This is a genomic window from uncultured Dysosmobacter sp. (genome assembly GCF_947631635.1).
GTDB lineage: Bacteria > Bacillota > Clostridia > Oscillospirales > Oscillospiraceae > Oscillibacter.
On the sequence record NZ_CANRMB010000011.1, the window covers coordinates 65,917 to 86,306 of the forward strand.

Consider the following 20,390-nt stretch of genomic DNA (forward strand, 5'->3'; position numbering starts at 1 on the left):
GTTGGAACGCTTATGTCCATTGCGGAGAATATCGCCCAGATTCGGGAGAGAATTGCCGCCGCCGCCCGGGAGGCGGGGCGGGACCCCAGCGAGATTATCCTGGTGGGAGCCAGCAAGATGAACGACGCCGCCGCATGTCGGGAGGCCATTGCCGCGGGGATCGACGTGCTGGGGGAGAACCGGGTCCAGGAGATGACCCAGAAGCTGTCGGAGCACGCCTATGACGGCGCGCCCCTGCACTTTATCGGCCATCTCCAGCGCAACAAGGTCAAACAGGTGGTGGGCCATGTGGACCTGATCCAGTCCGTGGGCTCCATGGAGCTGCTGGACGAGATCGAAAAGGTGGCCGCCGCCCGGGACCTGGTGCAGGATATTTTGCTGGAGGTCAACGTCGGGGAGGAGGCGGCCAAGAGCGGTTTTGCCCCCGACGCGGTGTTTGCGGCGGCAGAGGCCGCCAGGTCCCGCGCCCATATTCGGGTGCGCGGATTGATGACGATCCCCCCCGCGGACGCGGACCGGGATGCCAATATGCGGTATTTTGACAAAGTTCGGGCACTTTATGTTGACATCAATACAAAATTGTTCCATAATGAACTCAAGTATCTGTCTATGGGCATGAGCGGCGACTATGAGGATGCCATCCGTGCCGGCGCTACCATGGTCCGGGTGGGCACCGCTATTTTCGGCGCCCGTCAGTACCATATCTGAAAACTCCAACAGGAGGATCTGCCATGAGCATTATTGATGAGCTGAAGAAGCTGACCCATCCCTATGAGGATGAGGACGAGGAATTCGAGGACTTTGAGGAAGAACCCCGGAGAGACGCCTTTGAGGACCGCCGGAACAAGGCCGAGGACCGCCGCAACAAGGTGGTGAACATCCATGCCACCACCCAGCTGAAGGTGGTGCTGGTGAAGCCGGAGCGCTTTGAAAACGCCTCCGAGATCGCCGACCATCTGAAGGACAAGCGGACAGTGGTGCTGAACCTGGAGTCCACCAACAAGGATATCGCCCGCCGCCTGGTGGACTTTTTGTCCGGTGTGGCCTATGCCGGCGAGGGCAAGATCAAGAAGGTGGCCGTGAATACATACATCATCACGCCCTACCATGTGGACATTGAGGGGGACCTCATCGACGAGCTGGAAAACAACGGTCTGTATTTCTGATAGGGGGATAGACGGGTATGCTGACACCGCAGGAAGTTTCCACCCATGCCTTCACCAAGGCGGTCATGGGCGGCTATAACATGGCCATGGTCGATGAGTTTTTGGACGAACTCACAGACGACTATACGGCGCTTTATAAGGAGAACGCGGCGCTGAAGGCAAAAATGAAGGTCTTGGTGGAGAAGGTGGAGGATTACCGGGCCACGGAGGACTCCATGCGGGCCACGCTGCTGACCGCGCAGAAGATGGCGGATTCCATCGTCCGGGAGGCGGAGGCCAAGCGGGACGAGATCCTGGCCAAGGCGGAGACCAGCGCCCAGGACCGGATCGCCCAGATGGCCCAGGAACTGAAGGAGTCCGAGGCGCGCCTGCGCCAGGGACAGCTGGAATTGGCAAAATTCATTGCCGCCAGCCGGGATATCTGCAATAAGGAACTGCAGCTGCTGGAACAGCTGCCCCAGGCCCCGGTGGACATGCCCGCCCCCGCTCCGGCGGCGGGAGCGCCTGTGGAGGAGATCGAGGAGAAGGTCATGGCGGCATTTTCCGCCCAGGACGGCGAGGAGCCCGCTGAAGAGCCCGCCCCGGCAGTGGACGACTACCCGGAGGGAGACCCCTTTGCCGAGCCGGAGATGCAGGATGCCACCCGCCGCATCAATCTGAATGATCTGAAATTCGGCCGCAATTACAGCGGAGAAGAGGATTGACCGAAAAGCGGCTCTTTTGAGCCGCTTTTTTACTGACCGGAGGAGACAGCTATGGAGAAACAGCAGCCCATCGTGGCCTTTCTGTACGATTTTGATAAGACGCTCTGCACCACGGACATGCAGGACTACGCCTTCATCCCCAGCCTGGACATGACGCCCCGGGAGTTCTGGGCCAAGGCCAACGGCTTTGGCCGGGCCAACCGCATCGACGGCATCCTGGCCTACATGTATACCATGATCCAAGAGGCGGAGCGGAAAAACCGCCCCTTCACCCGGCAGGACCTGGTGGAAAAGGGGCGGAGCATTGTTCTGTTCCCCGGCGTTCAGGACTGGTTCCGCCGCATCAACGCCTTCGGCGCCGGCCAGGGCGTCCAGGTGGAGCACTACATCATCTCCTCCGGCCTGCGGGAGATCATCGAGGGTTCCTCCATCAGTGGGGAGTTCAAGGAGATCTACGCCAGCGAGTTCTACTATGACGAGGCGGGGCGGCCTGTCTGGCCTAAGCTGGCGGTCAACTTCACCGCCAAGACCCAGTTCGTCTACCGCATCAACAAGGGGGTGTTGGACGTGTCCGACGACAAGACCCTCAACGACTCCATGCCGGACGACAGCAAGCGGGTACCCTTCCCCAACATGGTCTACATGGGCGACGGCCTCTCCGACGTGCCCTGCATGAAGATGATGCGGGCCTACGGCGGCCAGGCCATCGCGGTGTACCAGGCCAGCAACCGCATGGGCGTGGAGGATTTGCTGGCCAAGGGCCGGGTGGACTTCATCTTCCCGGCGGATTACCGGGAGGGCACGGCCCTGGACGAGACGGTGAAAAACATCATCCGGAAAATGGCCATCACGGACCAGCTGTGGGAGGAGAACACCCAGCAGCTGCGGAACATCGGGGGAGATGTCCTGCCGGACCAGGTGGGGCTGTTCTGACAGACCGCTGAGGGCGGATATGGACGGAGACCCGATAGCAGTCAGGAGGAAAAGATGGGTCAGATCATTTGGAACTGGACATGGATCGCGGTGATGCCGCTGCTGTTGGGTGGGGCTGTCCGGCTGCTCTGCCGCAGGTGGTCCAAGGCGTGGCTGGTGACGGCCGCCGCCGCACTGCTGGCAGCGGCGGCGTATATCGCTGCCTTAGACCCTCCCGTGCGGGGGAGTGAGCTGTATGGATTGCGGACTGTAATGGCGGTTTTCCTGACGGCCGGTTCTTTGACCGCGGCTGTGATCCTGCGGGTAAAAAATAAACGGCCCTAAAGATTGAATCAAAGAAGCGCTTCCGCCACGGACGGAAGCGCTCTTTTGATCAAGTCCGGTCACAGAAGGTGCAGCTTGGAATCCGCCTCTGTAATGGGGCGCATGGGACGGCAGGGAACGCCGTAGGCCAGGTATCCCGCCGGGATGTCCTTGGTGACGACGCTCCCGGCGCCGATGACCGCACCCTCCCCGATGGTGACGCCGCCGAGAACGACGCTGTTGGCGGCGATCCAGACGTTGCTTTCAATGTGGATATCCTCCGCGTACTCGGACATGGAGATGTGGCCGTCCGGATACCGCATGGCGGTCCGCTCCTCCGGGAGCAGAGGGTGGTTGGTGGCCATCAGGGATACGTTGGGACCGAACATCACATTGTCGCCGATGAAGATGCGGGCGTCGTCCATGACGGTCAGGTTGAAATTGGCAAAGAAGTTTTCACCGATAAAGGTGTGGGTGCCGTAGTTGAACTGGATCGGCCCCTGAAAATAGTATTTTCCGCCAATGGCGCCGATAAAGTCCCGGATGATGGGCAGGCGGCCCTCATCGTATTCGTCCATCTGGTTGAACCGGCGGCAGGCCTCATGGGCTTTGTGCTTGATGTCCCGCAGCTCCTGCGTCCGGGCGTCGAACAGTCTCCCCGCAAAGATCTTCTCTTCCTCCGTCATGGCGTGTCCTCCTGTTCTGTGATATACCAGTTCTATGGTATCATCCCGCGGCGGACTTGTAAAGCGGCGTCCCACGGGAAAATCTCACGCATTTTGCTTTACATTTGGTAGCTTTTTTGCTAAACTATACCCTGCGTATTTAGAAAAACCCCAAAGGAGAGAGAAAAATGGCTTCCACTTCTGAGTTTTCCCGTACCTTATCCCTGCTGCGGCGGGAACGGGGCGTGTCCCAGCGCACCGCCGCCGGCGACCTGGGCATCTCCCAGGCGCTGCTTTCCCACTATGAAAACGGCGTCCGGGAACCGGGCCTTTCCTTCGTGGTCAAGGCCTGTGACTACTATAACGTCTCCGCGGACTTCATCCTGGGCCGCACCCTGTCCCGGAAGGGCAGCATGCTGACCTCGGAGGAGGTGCTGAACGCCGCGGAGCCGGGCAACGTCCTCCAGGGCAGCGTCATGGCGACCCTGCAGAGCAAGCTGCTCTCCGGCGCAATAGGCGTGCTGTTCGGCCTGCTGGGCAAGCTGGGGGACAAGAGCGCCATCAACGCGGCGGCGTCCTATCTGGGCAGCGCGGTCTACCAGCTCTACCGCCACCTGTACCGGACCGCCGGAGCCAATGAGGCCTATTTCGCCCTGGACCCCGCCGCCTGCACCATGGGCGTGGCCGACGCGGATATGAAGCTGGCTGAGACCCAGTACGCCCGTGCCCTGCGGAGCCAGGCGGCCCAGCGGGCGGAGTTTCCCGACCTGTCGGCGGAGGCCCTGAATGATAACTATCCCGGCCGCTGCCAGAGCCTGACCCAGGTCCTGAGCACCGCCGACACCCGGCTGAACAAGCTGGCGGAGCGCTGATATGAATTTTCAATCCCTGTCCTTTTTGACCTTTCTGGCCGTCACCGCAGCGGCCTGCCTGACGGTGGGCCGGAGGGCACCCTGGGCCGGACGGCTGCTGCTGACGGTGGCCTGCCTGGTGTTTTACATCGCGGGCGGCGGCTGGCAGGCGTTTTTGGTGCTGGCTGCCGGCATGGCAGTGACTGCCGGCGTCCTCCAGCACCTGCGCGGAACGGAGGAGACCTCCCGCCGCAGGGCGCTGCTCCTGGGCTGCTGCTACCATATCGCGGTGCTGGTGGTATTCAAATATACCGGCTTTTTCACCGGCGGCAGGCTGTCCATCGGCTGGGCACCGCTGGGACTCAGCTTTTTCACCTTCCAGCAGCTGTGGCTGCTGAAGGAGGCCTACACCCGCCAGTACCAGCCCGCCCAGGGCGACGATCTGACGCTCTTTGCGTTTTTCTTCCCCACGGTCACATCCGGCCCCATCCTGCGGCCGGGCGCGTTTTTCCCGCAGCTGAAGAGTGAGAAATTCCTGCATCCCGACTGGCAGGACGCGGCGGCGGGCCTGTATGCCATCTGCATCGGCACGGCGAAAAAGGTGCTGCTGGCGGAGGGCTTCGGCGTCATCGTGAACAACGGCTACGCCTACCCGGAGCGGCTGACCACGGTTTCGGCTGCCATGGTGGTGCTGGGCTATACCCTCCAGCTGTATTTTGATTTTTCCGGCTACTGCGATGTGGCGGCGGGCTGCGCCCGCCTGCTGGGCCTGCACCTGCCGGTGAACTTCGATTCGCCGTACCGCAGTCTGTCCGTGGGCGAGTTCTGGAAGCGGTGGCACATCACCCTGACGACGTTTTTGCGGGAGTGCCTGTATTTCCCGCTGGGCGGCAGCAGACGGGGCACGGCCCGGACCTATCTGAACATCCAGATCATCTTCCTGGTCAGCGGCTTCTGGCACGGCGCCGGATGGACATTCCTGCTGTGGGGTGCCCTCCACGGCCTGGCCCAGATCGTGGAACGGATGCTGGGGCGGCGGCTGGATAAACTGCCCGCTTGGCTGCGGTGGGGGCTGACCTTTGCCTTTGTCAATCTGGCCTGGATCTACTTCCGGGCGCCCACGGTGGCGGCGGGCAATGAGATCGTGAAGGCCGTCTGTTCCCTTGACTTTGCCAAGCCCATGCCCTGGCTGTCCGAGGGCTTGTTCACCTGCGAGCAGGAGGTCATCCGCATCCTGCTGCCCGCCATCGCCCCCTGGCGGAACCTGCTGGTGACAGCGGCGCTGTACATCACCGGCCTGGTCATCGCGCTGTGGCCCCGGAACACCATCCGGCAGATGGACCGGTTTCGTCCCACCCTCTGGCGGGGCGCGGCCCTGTGGGTGCTGGGGGTGTGGTCGGTGCTGTCCTTCAGCGGCATCACCCAGTTCATCTACGCGAATTTTTAAGGGGGGAGAGGCTTGAAACAGGAATACCGGAAATGGGCGCTGGGCCTGCTGGCCGCGATAACTGCGATGCTGGGCCTCTGCGCCGCCATTGTGATCGTGGTGGACCCCTTTTTCCACTACCGGACACCAGACCCGGAGGCGGAAGTCTGGTTTGAACAGCGGTGCCAGACAGCGGGGCTGCTCCGCAGTCAGGACTATGAGACGGTGCTGATGGGGACCTCTCTTGCGGCCAACTACCGCCCGCTGTGGTTCGACGCCTACTTTGACACCAAGACCGTGAAGGCCACCTTTCCCAACGGCGGCTTCCATGAGTTTTCCCAGGCCCTGGACTACGCCTGCGAGACCCACGACGTGAAGCGGGTGATCTTTGGCCTGGACCCCAATATCCTGGTCCGCTCCGTGGAGGAGGCCCCGGACCAGCTGCCGGCATATCTCTACGACACCAATCCCTGGAACGACAGTCCCTATCTGCTGAACAAGGACGTGCTGGTGCGGGCGCTGTATGTGGTCCGGGAAAAGGCGGCGGGGAATACCCAGGCCCTCCAGGACGCCTTTGTGTGGGACGGCAATGTGTTTTTCTCCAAGGAGCTGGCCCTGGCGGGGTACAAGCGGCCGGAGATCGGGGGCACGGTCCTGCCGGAGGACGCCCTGCTGGGGGTCTGCGATGAAAACCTGGCGGTGGTCAAGACCTGGCTGGAGGAACACCCTGACACGGAGTTCATCTTCTACTATTCCCCATACAGCATCCTGTTCTGGGACAAGATGGCGCGCATGGGACAGACCGACGCCATGTTCGCCGTGCTGAAGCACGCCACGGAGGAACTGCTGGCCTATGACAACGCGAAGGTCCAGTGCTTCCTGACGGATATCGACACCATCACCGACCTGGACAACTACGCCGACCACATCCACGTGGCGGGCCGGGTGACCTGGAGGATGTCCAAGGCTATGGCGGGAACGGAACACCTGCTGACGCTGGAAAATTATGAGGCAAAGCTGGACGCTCTTCGGGAATATGTGTTAAACTACGACTACGAGAGCATTTGGGAGGACCAGAACGGATAGCGTTTCCTGAAAACCGGCTTTGAGCGGCCAAACGGAAGAGAGGGCGGATACGGCAAGACAACATCCGCGATTCCGGCGTCACGGCCCCTATGGACCACAGCAAGCCTGTTTCCTTATGCGCATGCCGATCCGGCATGGTGTTCCTGAAGCTTTCAGGGGGTACACAGATGACGGATATCATTTCAAAAATCGATGAACTGATAGGCAAGCCCTGCTATTTGATAGATATTTTCCCCTGTACGGTTCCGGCAACACCGGACAGGCGGTATTTTGCAATAGAAGAGCTCTTCCAAAACGACAGAGCTGAATTGGATAAAAAATTCTGTAGAATACTGCTCAAATTATATTGCTATTACGATTTTGGGGTCTCTGCAGGGGAGAAAACCGCGGAAAACCCAGAGCCAAGCCAGCTTATAAACTGGGTCCGCCGCTGTTTTGAGGGAGACTGGCGGAAACGGGATTATATCCATATCATCCTGCCGGATTGCAATGCCATGGTGCTCCTGAATGGCGATGACCTTTATATGAGCGTGTATAACCCTGACAAGCGGCTTATGGAACTTATATCCCAGTTGGCCGAAGCGGAGGGACTCTTCTTTTACAAAGCTCCGGAAATGCAGACGTAAATTGGAGGTTACCAATATCCTCGGGCGAAGATCCGCCCTGCGGCGGGCGTTTTCCCCGGAAAACACCCGCCGCGCTGCCGCGCGAAACCGCGCGGACTTGCCAAAGGAGGTTTTATCCGATATGACAAAACAGAGCAATATCCGAAATTTTTCCATCATCGCCCATATTGACCACGGCAAGTCCACCCTGGCGGACCGGCTGCTGGAGAAGTGCGAGGCGGTCTCCCAGCGGCAGATGGAGAGCCAGCTGCTGGACAATATGGACCTGGAGCGGGAGCGGGGCATCACCATCAAGGCCCGTGCCGTCCGATTGAATTATAAGGCCCAAGACGGGCAGGTCTATGCGCTGAACCTCATCGACACCCCGGGCCATGTGGACTTCAATTACGAGGTCTCCCGGTCTCTGGCCGCCTGCGAGGGCGCGGTGCTGGTGGTGGACGCCACCCAGGGCGTGGAGGCCCAGACCCTGGCCAACACCTATCTGGCCATGGAGCACGACCTGGAGATCCTGCCGGTGTTCAACAAGATCGACCTGCCCGCCGCGGACCCCCAGAAGGCCAAGCATGAGGTGGAGGACATCATCGGCCTGCCTGCTATGGATGCGCCGGAGATCTCCGCCAAGATGGGCATCAACATCGATGCCGTGCTGGAGGACATCGTGAAAAACGTACCGCCTCCCACCGGAGATGTAAACGCCCCTTTGAAGGCGTTGATCTTCGACAGCCAGTATGACAGCTACCGGGGCGTCATCGTCTATATGCGGCTGATGGAGGGCTCCATCCGCACCGGACAGACCGTGAAGCTGATGGCCTCCGGCGCAGCCTACCAGGTGGTGGAGTGCGGACACCTGCTGCCTCTGGGCATGGAGCCCTGCAGCCGGCTGGAGGCCGGAGAGGTGGGCTACTTCACGGCGTCCATCAAAAATGTGAAGGACACCCAGGTGGGCGACACGGTCACCGACGCGGCCTGCCCCACGGATTCCCCGCTGCCCGGCTACCGCCCGGTGCAGCCCATGGTCTACTGCGGCATCTACACCGAGGACGGCTCCAAATACCCGGACCTGCGGGACGCGCTGGAAAAGCTGCAATTAAACGACGCCTCCCTGAGCTTTGAGCCGGAGTCCTCCGTGGCACTGGGCTTTGGCTTCCGGTGCGGCTTTTTGGGGATGCTCCACATGGAGGTCATCCAGGAGCGGCTGGAGCGGGAGTTCGACCTGGATCTGGTGACCACGCTGCCATCGGTCATCTACCACGTCTACAAGACCGACGGCACCCTGGTCAAGGTGGATAATCCCCACAATTACCCGGACCCGGCCTCCATTGAGCACGCGGAGGAGCCGTATGTCAAGGTCTCCATCATCACCCCCAACGAGTACGTGGGCAACATCATGCCTCTGTGCCAGGCCCGCCGGGGAGAGTTCAAGGACATGCAGTACCTGGACACGAACCTGGTGGAGATGCACTATCAGATGCCTCTGAACGAGATCATCTACGATTTCTTCGACACCCTGAAGGCCAACACCAAGGGCTATGCCTCCCTGGACTACGAGCTGTCCGACTACCGCCCCAGCGAGCTTGCGAAGGTGGACCTGCTGCTCAACGGCGACAAGGTGGACGCGTTGAGCTTCATCGCCCACCGGGACAAGGCCTATCCCCGGGCCAGAAAGCTCTGTGAGAAGCTGAAGGAGAACGTGCCCCGTCAGCTGTTCGAGGTCCCCATCCAGGCGGCCATCGGCGGCCGGATCATCGCCCGGGAGACCATCAAGGCCATGCGGAAGGACGTGCTGGCCAAGTGCTACGGCGGCGACGTCACCCGCAAGAAGAAGCTGCTGGAAAAGCAGAAGGAGGGAAAGAAAAAGATGCGCTCCCTGGGGACGGTGCAGGTGCCCACGGAGGCGTTTTTGGCAGTCCTTAAATTGGACGAATAAGAGCGGGAAAAGGCGGAGCCTGTATCTATAGCTCCTTACCGCGCTGCTCCCGGCTCTCACCGCCTGCGGCGGGGAAAAGGAGACCACGGGGCCGTTGCCCCGCTGCAGGCAGAACAGTCTACCACTGGTGCGGTGGAAGAGGAGAAGAACTTCCGGCCGGGAGAGATGAACGTGTATGGCGACGGATTCTTGGGCACCGGCTGCACGCCCGATATCGCGGCGCTTTTCTGCACGCCGGACGCATCAATAGCACGGCCCGCACCTGGATTTCCAGGCGCGGGCCGTGTTTTGTATCCAGAGGCTCCGCCAGAGCGGCCGCAGGGGCAGGGGAGACCGCACAGGGGCCGACGGTCAGGGACCCTCCAGGAGGACCCAGCTCTGTCCCTGGTCCGCAGAACACAGGGTGATGACGGAAGTGTGGCCGGGGTCCGTGTTTGTGCCCATGGATAGGTACACCGCGCCGCCCTCCAACTGGAGGGCCTCCGGCCGCCAGAGGGCGCCGCCCTCCGGAAGCGGGAGAACGGCCTCCGTCCAGGTCTGCCCGCCGTCGGCGGTGGTGTACACCGGAGCGCCGTCAAACACCTTTGTGGTGATCACAGCGTGGCTGTCGTCCAGAAATGCCGCCTGGGCGGGGAGCCAGGCTTCTTCCGGCAGGGGCGCGGCCTCCGCCCAGGTCTGTCCGCCGTCATGGGTGCGGTAGATGTAGGTGTCCATCCCGGCCACGCCGCTTTCCAGGGAGAGCATCAGCCAGCCGTCGCCGGCGGAGACCATCTCCAGGGATGTGAAGGCGGGTTCGATACCCGCCCAATCCTTTGCCCGGTTCCGCCCGGCCAGGTCCTGCCCCGCCCAGGACGCGGGCGCGGGGATGGCGGGACCAAGGGGCGTCCAATCCGTCCAGCCGCTGTCAAACCGCCTGACACAGAGGACGCCGTCCATCAGCGCATAGCAGTCCATGGTCCACAGGCATCCCTCCGGGACTTGAAATTCCACGGCCTTCCGGGTGAAGCGCAGCTGGGCGGGGAGCGCCGGGGATACCGTGCCCTCCCCGCGGCATGTGCCGCCGCAGGGAAGATAAGTCACTGGGAGTACGGTCCTGCCGGAAAGGGCCGCTGTGTCCTCACTGGCCGCGCTGAGGTCCGCTCCGCAGAAATCAATGGGGGAGGCGTCCGCAATGACATCGGAGACAGGGAGCATACAGACCTTTCCGTCCAGAAGGGCGTAGTAATAGATCTCGTGGAAACCGTGGTAAAACCACAGCAGCTCTGTCACGCCGTCACCGTTGACATCCGCCTCCAGCACGTGATTGGCGCAGTCCGCCAGCATGCGGGGGACGCCGTTTTCATCGATGATGTAGTAATCAAAGGCCTCATAGGCCGCACCCCGGGGAGCCTGGATGCGAAAGCCGTTCTGCCCCAGAATGCCCGTGAAGGGCGTCACGTCATAGCCTGAGGCGTAGGCGCTGTACTCCTGGGCGAACCGCAGCAGCTCATCGCCTTGGCGGATGGCCCAGTATTTGGTGAATTCGTGCTCCGGGTTCGTCAGATGGTCCGGTTCCCAATAGCAGACGACCTCTGTGCCGTCCGGCAGCGTCTTGCCGCACAGCACCTCGCCCATGGTGCCGGCGGAGACCGTGTCGGCCTCCATGCTCTCCCAGGGCTGGTAAGGCGTCTGCTCCGCCAGCGGGATCGACAGCACCGTTACATGGATATCATCCGCATCCCCGGCGGACTGGGCGGCGGGCGGTCCGCCGGAGGGCTCCGGGGCCGTGCAGCCCGTCAGCAGCAGACAGGCGAACAGCGCCGCCAGACATTTGATCATAAAAATTCCCCCTTTTTCCTGGCCATCATAACAGGAAGAGGGGGGAATTTCGTTACAAAACGGTGAAAAAGCGGTAAAGATCCGTGTACAAATGGTTACAGATCTTCCAGCGTTATCAACAGGACGCCGGCCTCCCGGTCCAGCCAGGAACAGTGGAAGTGCTTGCATTGGGGGCCGCCGGGGGCATCCAGAGCGCAGGTGTAGGTATACGTATCCTGGTTTTGCAGAACGTCCAGGACCGTCTCCAGGCGGACGGCCCGGCGGACGGCGGCCCGCTGGCGGGAGGGGGCCTGGTCCCAGAGGTACTTTGCCGCCAGGGAGCGGTAGGTGGTCCCGGCGGGCAGCGGCTCCTGGCCGCCGTACATCTGGCAGATGCCGCTGGCGGCGTGGACGGTCAGCACAAAATCATAGCCGCGGCGGGCCAGGGCGTCCAGCACCGCGTTTTGATAGCGCGGGACATCCACATTGGAGATGGTGCAGAAGGCCGTGATGTGCAGGGTCTCCGGGTCCTCCGCCAGCTCCACCGTGGTGCTGGCCCAGACGGGAACGCCGTCGCTGACGAGGAAGCGGTGCTCAAAGGAGCAGGCGGATGCGCCCTGGTGGAAGGCGGCCAGCAGCGTGTCCCGGCGGAAGCGGGCGTCGAAGGCCTGGCGCTGGGCCTCGTCGGGCACATTGTCCCGCAGATGGCGCAGACAGGCGTCCGCCGTGTTGCCGAACAGCACCCGCGTCAGGTGGCGGCTGCTGCCCTTGGCGTCCAGGATGCGGTCCTGGGCCAGATCCAGCCGGGCGGAGGCCAAAACGCCGGGAGCCAGTTTTTTCTGCTGGCCCGCAAGGGCGTGGAACCGCTGCGCGGCCGCCCTGCTCTGGGAGATGTCCTCGCTTTTTCCCAGCAGGCGGGTGACGTTGCCCTGCCCGTCAAACAGGCTGATCCAGGACAGGCGGTACCACCGCCAGCCCTGGCCGTCATAATTGCCCCGGTATTCCAGTGTCTCGGCGCCGGGGCGGGCGGAGAGCCGCTTGACGGCGGCGGTCAGCTTTTTGCAGTCCGCCGGGTGGACGAAGGTGGTGTCGGCCAGAGAGGTCCGGTAGTGCTCGATGGTGTGGGTGATCCGGTGGCCGGTGTCGTTGTGGCGGTCGATGCGCATGGTGTCTGACACAGGGTCGTAGTCGAAGCCCAGAATGCGGGAGCGGTCCAGCAGGAGGTCGCACAATTGGGCGCGGAATCGCAGTTCGGCCTGAGACTCCTGCTCCTCACTGCGGTCAAAGCAGGCGGCGCAGACCAGGCAGGAGCCATCCGTCTGCGGCTGCCAGACCACCTCCAAAGAGAGCCAGGTGCCGCCGCTTCCCGGCTGGAGCCGGCAGGCGTGCCGCAGGGGAAGGCCCGCACTTTGGGCCTGTGCCGCGGCGGCGGACAGGGCGTTCCGCTCCTCGGGCGGCAGGAGCCACAGCGGGTCGGCGGCCAACTGCCGGGTGAGCTCCGGCAGGGGGAGGTCCAGCAGGCGGGCAAGACCCTGGCTGGCGAAAAGCGGGGAGAGCGTCTCTCCGGCGGCCTCTCTGCGCAGGAGACAGTAGCCGCTGGGCAGACCATCAAACAGGGCGGACAGGTGTGCCCGCTCTGCGGTCAGCTGCCGGAGGGAGGCGGCGGCCTGCTCCTGGGCGCGCCGCTGGCAGTCGATATCCAGCAAAAGCGCGTGGATGAGATAGACGCCCTCCCGAAGGGACAGGATCTCCGCCCGGAGATCGACCCACAGGGAGGGGGCGTCCTTCCGCCGGAGCCGGAATTCGTGGTCTGCCGGACGGCCGTCCCGGGCTGCATCCAGCAGGGACTGGAGCAGATCCGGCCAGTCCGCCCGCTCCACCAATGCGGAAAAGTCCCCGGCAAACCGGTTCAGCAGCTCGGTCCGGTCCCAGCCGGTGAGCGCGCACAGCTTTTGGTTAAAGGCGCGGCAGAGGACGCCGCCCCGTCCCAGCTCAATCACTGCCGCGGCGCAGGGGAGGGCCTCGGCCGGTGTGATGTCCGGGTCCTGACGGCGTTCCCGGGCCGGTTCCAGAATGCAGCAGACCATACCGTACATGGGCTGGTAACAGGTGACGGACAGTGTCTGCCCCAGGGCCGTTTGATAGGAAAAAGAGACGGTGGAGCCGGAGAAAGCCACGGTTTCCAAGGGCTTCAGCTTCGCCAGCCGTTCTGGGGGAAACCGGTGCGTGAACCGCTGGTTCTGGAGCTTCTCCGCCGGGAGCTGCAGCAGTCCGGCCGCCGCCTGGTTGGCAAACCGGCAGGCCAGGTCGACCATGATGCCCCGCCCGTCGGTGATGACCTCCACCAGCAGAAAGGGAATGCTGCTCTGCCGAAACGCATGGATGAAATTGTGCAGGCGCTTTGCCAAGGCGGCACCTCTTTTCCAGTGAGATGGCTCTATTATACGCATAAATGGGCGTTCTTGCAATGCAAATCACGGCGGTTCGGCGCAGATTCCGGCAAAAAGGTCCACCTTTGCAAAAATGCACAAAAAGTAGTACCTATTTTTCCGGAAAGTCTACCTGTAAAATCGTGGAGAGACGTTGACTGTTGGAGAAAAAACCATCATAATGTCATCGAATCATATAAAATAGATGAAATGCGGTCAAAAGCAGGAGGAGAGCATGAAGAAGGGCTATTTGGTGTTACAGGATGGCCGGGTGTTTGAGGGGATCCGCTTCGGCGCAGAGGGCGATACGGTGGGCGAGCTGGTATTCACCACCGGCATGTGCGGGTATATCGAGACCCTGACGGACCCCAGCTATGCGGGACAGATCGTTTTGCAGACCTATCCTTTGATCGGCAACTACGGCATCATCCGGGAGGACTTTGAGGGCGCCTGCTGTGTGAAGGGCTATGTGGTCCGGGAGTGGTGCGACGCGCCCTCCAACTTCCGCACGGACTGCGATCTGGACACCTTCCTGAAGGAGCAGGGCGTGCCGGGGCTGTACGGCGTGGACACCCGGGAGCTGACCCGGATCATCCGGGAGCACGGCGTGATGAACGCCGCCATCTGCGGCGAGGTGCCCGCTGATCTGACGCCGGTGGAGACCTATGCGGTGGCGGGCGTTGTGGACGCCGTCACCTGCAAGGAGTCCTCCGTCCATCCGGCGGTGGGGGAGGAGCGGTTTAAGGTCTCCCTGCTGGACTACGGCGCGAAACACAACATCATCCGGGAGCTGCAAAAGCGCGGCTGCACCGTCACTGTTTTGTCCGCGTCCACCACGGCGGAGGAGATCCTGGCGGCGGACCCCGACGGCGTGATGCTCTCCAACGGTCCCGGCGACCCGGCGGAAAACGTGTTTCAGATCCAGCAGATCAAAAAGCTCTTAGGCAAGGTGCCCCTGTTCGGCATTTGCCTGGGCCACCAGCTGACGGCCCTGGCGGCGGGCGGCTCCACCTACAAGCTGAAATACGGCCACCGGGGCGTCAACCAGCCCGTGCGGGATCTGAACGGCGTCCGCACCTACATCACCAGCCAGAACCACGGCTACGCCGTGGATTCAGATACCGTGAAGCTGGGGAAGGTCAGCTTTGCCAACGCCAACGACGGCACCTGCGAGGGCATCGACTATCCCGGACTGCGGGCCTTCACCGTGCAGTTCCACCCCGAGGCCTGCACGGGGCCAAAGGATACATCCTTCCTCTTCGACCGCTTTGTGGAACTCATGAAAGGTGGTGACCGGTAATGCCTCTGGATAAAAGCATTCAAAAAGTCCTGGTCATCGGCTCCGGCCCCATCGTCATCGGTCAGGCAGCCGAGTTTGACTACGCCGGCGCCCAGGCCTGCCGTATTTTGAAAGAGGCGGGGGTCAACGTGGTGCTGTGCAACTCCAACCCTGCCACCATCATGACCGACCAGGCCATGGCGGACGAGATCTATCTGGAGCCCCTGACCGTGGACACCATCAAGCGCATCATCAAAAAGGAGCGCCCCGACTCCATCCTGGCGGGCCTGGGCGGTCAGACCGGCCTGACCCTGGCCATGCAGCTGGACAAGGAGGGCTTTTTGGAGGAGCAGGGGGTCCGCCTGCTGGGCACCGATGCCAAGGCCATCTCCCGGGCCGAGGACCGGGAACTGTTCAAGGAGGCCATGGCGGAGATCGGCCAGCCGGTCATCGCCTCCGACATTGCGGAGACCGTGGAGGGCGCGTTGGAGGTGGCCGCCCGCATCGGCTATCCCGTCATCGTCCGTCCGGCGTTCACCCTGGGCGGCGCCGGCGGTGGCGCGGCCAAGGACGAGGCGGAGCTGCGCGTCATCGCCCAGACGGGCCTGGACGCCTCGCCCATCACCCAGGTGCTGATCGAAAAGGCCATCTTTGGCTGGAAAGAGATCGAATTTGAGACCATGCGGGACAGCGTGGGCAATGTCATCGCCGTCTGCTCCATGGAGAACCTGGACCCTGTGGGCGTACACACCGGCGACTCCATCGTGGTGGCCCCCACCCAGACCCTGGCGGATAAGGAGTTCCAGATGCTCCGCTCCGCGTCGCTGGATATCATCACCCACCTTGGCATTGTGGGCGGCTGCAACTGCCAGCTGGCCCTGAACCCCGATACCTTTGAGTATGCGGTCATCGAGGTCAATCCCCGTGTGTCCCGCTCCTCCGCCCTGGCCTCCAAGGCCACCGGCTATCCCATCGCCAAGATCACCACCAAGATCGCCCTGGGCTACACCCTGGACGAGATCAAAAACGACATCACCGGCAAGACCTGCGCCTGCTTTGAGCCCACCCTGGATTACATCGTGGTGAAGATGCCCAAGTGGCCCTTTGACAAATTCGCGGACGCCTCCCGGAAGCTGGGCACCCAGATGAAGGCCACCGGCGAGGTCATGTCCATCGCGCCCAATTTTGAGATGGCCCTCATGAAGGCCGTCCGGGGCGCGGAGGTGGGCATGGACTCCCTGAACCGCAAGCAGGACCCCGACGACCACGCCCCCATCTGGGAGCGGCTCCGCCGGGTAGACGACCACCGCATCTTCACGGTGTTTGAGGCGCTGAAATCCGGCGTCTCCATCGGCGAGATCTTCGGCATCACCCACATCGACCGCTGGTTCCTGGCAAAGCTGAAGAAGATGGCGGACTTTGAGCTGGCCCTGGAGCGGGACGGCCTGACCGCGGAACACTACGAGACCGGCAAGAGGATGGGCTATCCCGACGACACGCTGCTGCGCCTGGCCAGGGCGGACGGGCTGCCTGTGCCCGCCAAGACCGCCGTCTATAAGATGGTGGACACCTGCGGCGCGGAGTTCGACGCCGAGACCCCCTACTTCTACTCCAGCTTTGACCAGTTCTGCGAGTCCCGCACCTTCCCCCGGTCCGGCAAGCCCGTCATCATGGTGCTGGGCTCCGGCCCCATCCGCATCGGCCAGGGCATCGAGTTCGACTACTCCTCCGTCCACTGCGTCTGGACCCTGAAGGAGCTGGGCTACGAGGTGGTCATCGTCAACAACAACCCGGAGACCGTCTCCACAGACTACGACACCGCCGACCGCCTGTATTTCGAGCCCCTGTTCCCCGAGGATGTGATGCACATCATCGAGGTGGAAAAGCCCGTTGGCGTGGTGGTGGCCTTCGGCGGCCAGACGGCCATCAAGCTGACCCAGTTTCTGGACAGCCGCGGCATCCCCATCCTGGGCACCTCCGCCGAGTCCATCGACATGGCGGAGGACCGGGAGCGGTTCGACGAGCTGCTGGAGCGCTTCTCCATCAAGCGCCCCCAGGGCCGGGGCGTCTTGGGGATGCAGGAGGCGCTGGATGCCGCCCACGAGCTGGGCTATCCCGTGCTGCTGCGGCCGTCCTATGTCATCGGCGGCCAGAACATGGTCATCGCCCACAACGACGAGGACGTGCGGACCTATATGGAGGTCATCCTCTCCGGCAAGATCGAAAACCCCGTCCTGGTGGATCAGTACCTGATGGGTAAGGAGCTGGAGGTGGACGTCATCTCCGACGGCCGGGACGTGCTGATCCCCGGCGTGATGCAGCACATCGAGCGCACCGGCGTCCACTCCGGCGACTCCATCGCCGTCTACCCGCCCTTCTCCATCGGCGACAAGATGCTGAAGGTCATCATCGACTGCTCGGAAAATCTGGCGCTGTCCCTGGGCACCCGCGGCCTTATCAACATCCAGTACCTCATTTACCAGGGCGAGCTGTACGTCATCGAGGTCAACCCCAGGGCCTCCCGCACCGTGCCCTATATCTCCAAGGTCACCGGCGTGCCCATGGTGGACCTGGCCACCCGGGTCATGGTGGGCCAGCCCCTGGCCTCTCTGGGCTACGGCACCGGGCTTTATAAGCAGCCGCCCTATGTGGCCGTCAAGGTGCCTGTGTTCTCCTTTGAGAAGATCACCGACGCCAACGCGGCCCTGTCCCCGGAGATGAAGTCCACCGGCGAGGTGCTGGGCCTGGGCAAGGATATGCAGGAGGCGCTGTTCAAGGGCCTGGTCTCCGCGGGCTACAAGGTGGAAAAGGCGACCCGCGGCGGCGTACTGATCTCCGTCAACCACCGGGACCAGCCGGAAATCGTCAACATCGCCCGGAAGCTGGACGAGATGGGCTACAAGCTCTACGCCACCGACGGCACCGCCCATGAGATCGAGCAGCTGGGCACCAGCGTGGAGGTCGTGGGCAAGCTGGGGAAGGACAACAAGGTCTTTCAGATGCTGGAGGAGGGCAAGATCGACTATGTGATCCTTACCGGCTCCACGGAGCCGGACTACATCCGGGACTTCATCCATCTGAACCACCGCTGCGTCCAGCTGGGCATTCCCTGCCTGACCTCTCTGGACACCGCCAACGCTCTGACGGATATCCTGGCCTCCCGCTACACCCAGCAGAACACGGAGCTGATTGATATCTGCCATCTGCGCGCAGAGCGGCAGAAGCTGCGGTTCGTCAAGATGCAGACCTGCGGCAACGACTACATCTTCCTGGAGAACTTCCACGGGGAGATCACCTGCCCCGAGTCCCTGTGCGTCTCCTTCTGCGACCGGCACTACGGCATCGGCGCCGACGGCATCATCCTTATGGAGTCCTCCGGCCAAGCCGACGGGAAAATGCGGATGTTCAACAGCGACGGCAGCGAGGGGGCCATGGCGGGCAACGCCCTGCGGTGCATGTGCAAATACCTCTACGACAACGGCATCGTGAAAAAAGAAGAGATGACCATCGAGACAGGCAAGGGCGTCAGGACGGTGAAGCTCTATACCACCAACGGCAAGGTCACCTCCGCCTGCGTGGACATGGGCCGTGCCACATTGGACACGGCGGCCCTGCGGTTTACCATTCCCGAAAAGACCGTGGTGGACTACCCCGTCCGCATCGCCGGGCGGCCCTACAACATCACCTGCGTGGATGTGGGCAACCCCCACTGTGTGGTGTTCTGCCCCCGGGTGGACGCGGTGGACATCGACTTTATCGGCCCCCGCTTCGAGCACGCTCCCTATTTCCCCGAGCGCATCAACACGGAGTTCATCCGGGTGGTGAATCCCAGCACCATCAAAATGCGGGTCTGGGAGCGGGGCAGCGGCGAGACCATGGCCTGCGGCACCGGTGCCTGCGCGGCAGTGGTGGCGGCGGTCGCCAACGGGCTCTGCGCCAAGGGCAGCGATATCACGGTCCGGGTCCGGGGTGGCGACCTGGTGGTGAACTACACCGACGAGCGGGTGACCCTCACCGGCGACGCCAAGCTGATCTTTGCCGGCGAGGTGGAGTACTGATCTCGGCGTTTGCAACAGATCTGATACAACGAGAGACCCGGCGGAACATTCCGCCGGGTCTCTCTTTCCGTTATTTAGATAGTGGTTCTTCAGAAATCCAGATTGACCCGCACGTCGTCCAGGGCGGGGGCGGAGCCGATCAGCCCCTGGGCCAGCATCCAATCGATATTCTCCTGCCAGCAGGCGTCGGACTGGGACAGGAACTTGGCGTCCGCCGTCTCCATCAGGGGCAGCAGGGTCTCCATGCTGGAGCGCTCCACCGTTTCAGACAGGGGGAAGTTCTCCTCGTTCTGGTTGTCCAGCAGGACGCGCAGAGCCTCCTCCGGGTCGGCCTGCATGTCGGCAAAGCCCTTGGCGGAGGCCCGCAGGAAGGCCTTCAGCATGCCGCTGTCGTTTTCGATGGCATCGCCGTTGGCCAGGAAGATGCCTTCATAATAGGTGGGCACACCGTAGTCGTCCACGGCGAACCAGTTGACCTCGAAGCCCTCTTCCTCCATCTGGGGGACCTCGTGGTTCACCAGGCACCCGATGGTGGCGTCCACATTGCCGGTGGTCATGGAGCTCATCAGGTCAAAGCCCACGTCGATCATGGTCACATCGCTGTAATCGGCGCCCACATTGGCCATGATGCTGCGGGTCAAAGCCTCGGACAGCTCCGTGCCTGCGTAGCCCACGGTCTTGCCCACCAGATCCCTGGGGGAGGTGATGTTCTCCTCCTTCAGGGACAGGATGATGTTCAGGGGTTTTTGCACCACGGCGGCAATGGACTTCACCGGCACGCTCTGGTTGGCCCGGGCCTGGATGACGTCCTGCTGGTAGTACAGGCCGATGTCCGCCTTTCCCGCGGCCACCATGGAGATGGCGTCGTTGGCGTTGGAGGGGAAGCGGATGTTGACCTTCAAGCCCTCTGCCGCGTAGTAGCCCTTTTCAATAGCCACGTACAGGAAGGCGTGGAGGGCGTTGGGATACCAGTCCAGCACCACGTCCACCTCTCTCAGTTCCGTCCCGGCGGCGTTTCCCTCCTCAGCGGGAGGATCGCTCCGGTCGCCGCAGGCGGCCAGCAGGGACAGGCACAGCAGGGCGGACAGGAGGCGCGCAAGCATTTGTTTCATGATCGTTATTCTCCAATCTTTTGTGTTT

16 protein-coding genes are annotated in these 20,390 nt (G+C 62.4%); 12 read left to right on the forward strand and 4 right to left on the reverse strand.

The annotated features are described in order from the left end of the window. Positions 1-12 precede the first annotated feature (12 nt). The 5 genes from Q0Z71_RS07705 to Q0Z71_RS07725 are packed head-to-tail and all read left to right on the forward strand — an operon-like array spanning position 13 to position 3,127. A complete protein-coding gene (locus tag Q0Z71_RS07705) occupies positions 13-708 on the forward strand; it encodes a YggS family pyridoxal phosphate-dependent enzyme (RefSeq protein WP_298020428.1) in 696 nt (231 codons plus the stop codon). Positions 709-731: 23 nt separating this feature from the next. Beyond that, on the forward strand, positions 732-1,166 hold the full coding sequence (locus Q0Z71_RS07710) for a cell division protein SepF (RefSeq protein ID WP_298020431.1): 435 nt from the start codon (positions 732-734) through the stop codon (positions 1,164-1,166). Positions 1,167-1,183: 17 nt separating this feature from the next. Further along, entirely contained in the window at positions 1,184-1,870 is a 687-nt protein-coding gene (locus Q0Z71_RS07715; RefSeq protein WP_298020433.1) for a DivIVA domain-containing protein, read from the forward strand. Positions 1,871-1,921: 51 nt separating this feature from the next. Beyond that, a complete protein-coding gene (locus Q0Z71_RS07720) occupies positions 1,922-2,803 on the forward strand; it encodes an HAD family hydrolase (protein WP_298020436.1) in 882 nt (293 codons plus the stop codon). Between the two features lie 54 nt (positions 2,804-2,857). Beyond that, positions 2,858-3,127 (forward strand): hypothetical protein, encoded by a 270-nt coding sequence (locus Q0Z71_RS07725; protein WP_298020439.1) that lies wholly within the window; start codon positions 2,858-2,860, stop codon positions 3,125-3,127. Positions 3,128-3,186: 59 nt separating this feature from the next. Here Q0Z71_RS07725 and Q0Z71_RS07730 read toward each other — a convergent pair whose 3' ends face one another. Continuing rightward, the gene (locus tag Q0Z71_RS07730) at positions 3,187-3,792 is read right to left on the reverse strand and encodes a sugar O-acetyltransferase (protein ID WP_298020442.1); all 606 of its coding nucleotides are present in this window, start codon (positions 3,790-3,792) and stop codon (positions 3,187-3,189) included. 167 nt (positions 3,793-3,959) lie between these two features. On the opposite strand from Q0Z71_RS07730, the gene Q0Z71_RS07735 reads away from it, so the two are divergent. The 5 genes from Q0Z71_RS07735 (at position 3,960) to lepA (ending at position 9,687) form a co-directional block, all read left to right on the forward strand. Then, positions 3,960-4,643 (forward strand): helix-turn-helix domain-containing protein, encoded by a 684-nt coding sequence (locus Q0Z71_RS07735; RefSeq protein ID WP_298020446.1) that lies wholly within the window; start codon positions 3,960-3,962, stop codon positions 4,641-4,643. A gap of 1 nt (position 4,644) precedes the next feature. After that, positions 4,645-6,069, forward strand: coding sequence for an MBOAT family protein (locus Q0Z71_RS07740; protein ID WP_298020449.1), 1,425 nt, complete (start codon positions 4,645-4,647; stop codon positions 6,067-6,069). 12 nt (positions 6,070-6,081) lie between these two features. Next, complete coding sequence (locus tag Q0Z71_RS07745) at positions 6,082-7,134, forward strand: hypothetical protein (RefSeq protein WP_298020452.1); 1,053 nt, start codon at positions 6,082-6,084, stop codon at positions 7,132-7,134. 167 nt (positions 7,135-7,301) lie between these two features. Beyond that, positions 7,302-7,760: a hypothetical protein gene (locus tag Q0Z71_RS07750; protein ID WP_298020455.1), complete on the forward strand. Its 459-nt coding sequence runs from the start codon at positions 7,302-7,304 to the stop codon at positions 7,758-7,760. A gap of 121 nt (positions 7,761-7,881) precedes the next feature. Further along, positions 7,882-9,687: a translation elongation factor 4 gene (gene lepA, locus Q0Z71_RS07755; RefSeq protein ID WP_298020458.1), complete on the forward strand. Its 1,806-nt coding sequence runs from the start codon at positions 7,882-7,884 to the stop codon at positions 9,685-9,687. A 351-nt stretch (positions 9,688-10,038) separates the two neighbouring features. Here lepA and Q0Z71_RS07760 read toward each other — a convergent pair whose 3' ends face one another. After that, positions 10,039-11,505: a hypothetical protein gene (locus tag Q0Z71_RS07760; RefSeq protein WP_298020461.1), complete on the reverse strand. Its 1,467-nt coding sequence runs from the start codon at positions 11,503-11,505 to the stop codon at positions 10,039-10,041. A gap of 95 nt (positions 11,506-11,600) precedes the next feature. Then, positions 11,601-13,892: a PAS domain-containing protein gene (locus Q0Z71_RS07765; protein WP_298020464.1), complete on the reverse strand. Its 2,292-nt coding sequence runs from the start codon at positions 13,890-13,892 to the stop codon at positions 11,601-11,603. Between the two features lie 256 nt (positions 13,893-14,148). On the opposite strand from Q0Z71_RS07765, the gene Q0Z71_RS07770 reads away from it, so the two are divergent. Together Q0Z71_RS07770 and carB are read left to right on the forward strand one after the other, a co-directional pair. After that, a complete protein-coding gene (locus tag Q0Z71_RS07770; protein WP_298020467.1) occupies positions 14,149-15,213 on the forward strand; it encodes a carbamoyl phosphate synthase small subunit in 1,065 nt (354 codons plus the stop codon). Next, complete coding sequence (carB, locus tag Q0Z71_RS07775) at positions 15,213-19,250, forward strand: carbamoyl-phosphate synthase large subunit (RefSeq protein WP_298020469.1); 4,038 nt, start codon at positions 15,213-15,215, stop codon at positions 19,248-19,250. Before Q0Z71_RS07770 ends, carB begins: the two co-directional genes overlap by 1 nt. Before the next feature lie 89 nt (positions 19,251-19,339). Here carB and Q0Z71_RS07780 read toward each other — a convergent pair whose 3' ends face one another. Beyond that, positions 19,340-20,362 carry an ABC transporter substrate-binding protein gene (locus Q0Z71_RS07780; protein WP_298020473.1) on the reverse strand — a complete coding sequence of 341 codons (1,023 nt, stop codon included), beginning with the start codon at positions 20,360-20,362 and terminating at the stop codon, positions 19,340-19,342. Positions 20,363-20,390: the final 28 nt, after the last annotated feature.

Excerpts from the sequence above, each read along its gene's own strand:
- Q0Z71_RS07705 (WP_298020428.1), top strand. The coding sequence starts at position 13 with ATGTCCATTGCGGAGAATATCGCCCAGATTCGGGAGAGAATTGCCGCC.
- Q0Z71_RS07710 (WP_298020431.1), top strand. The coding sequence starts at position 732 with ATGAGCATTATTGATGAGCTGAAGAAGCTGACCCATCCCTATGAGGAT.
- Q0Z71_RS07715 (WP_298020433.1), top strand. The coding sequence starts at position 1,184 with ATGCTGACACCGCAGGAAGTTTCCACCCATGCCTTCACCAAGGCGGTC.
- Q0Z71_RS07720 (WP_298020436.1), top strand. The coding sequence starts at position 1,922 with ATGGAGAAACAGCAGCCCATCGTGGCCTTTCTGTACGATTTTGATAAG.
- Q0Z71_RS07725 (WP_298020439.1), top strand. The coding sequence starts at position 2,858 with ATGGGTCAGATCATTTGGAACTGGACATGGATCGCGGTGATGCCGCTG.
- Q0Z71_RS07730 (WP_298020442.1), bottom strand. The coding sequence starts at position 3,792 with ATGACGGAGGAAGAGAAGATCTTTGCGGGGAGACTGTTCGACGCCCGG.
- Q0Z71_RS07735 (WP_298020446.1), top strand. The coding sequence starts at position 3,960 with ATGGCTTCCACTTCTGAGTTTTCCCGTACCTTATCCCTGCTGCGGCGG.
- Q0Z71_RS07740 (WP_298020449.1), top strand. The coding sequence starts at position 4,645 with ATGAATTTTCAATCCCTGTCCTTTTTGACCTTTCTGGCCGTCACCGCA.
- Q0Z71_RS07750 (WP_298020455.1), top strand. The coding sequence starts at position 7,302 with ATGACGGATATCATTTCAAAAATCGATGAACTGATAGGCAAGCCCTGC.
- lepA (WP_298020458.1), top strand. The coding sequence starts at position 7,882 with ATGACAAAACAGAGCAATATCCGAAATTTTTCCATCATCGCCCATATT.
- Q0Z71_RS07760 (WP_298020461.1), bottom strand. The coding sequence starts at position 11,505 with ATGATCAAATGTCTGGCGGCGCTGTTCGCCTGTCTGCTGCTGACGGGC.
- Q0Z71_RS07770 (WP_298020467.1), top strand. The coding sequence starts at position 14,149 with ATGAAGAAGGGCTATTTGGTGTTACAGGATGGCCGGGTGTTTGAGGGG.
- carB (WP_298020469.1), top strand. The coding sequence starts at position 15,213 with ATGCCTCTGGATAAAAGCATTCAAAAAGTCCTGGTCATCGGCTCCGGC.
- Q0Z71_RS07780 (WP_298020473.1), bottom strand. The coding sequence starts at position 20,362 with ATGAAACAAATGCTTGCGCGCCTCCTGTCCGCCCTGCTGTGCCTGTCC.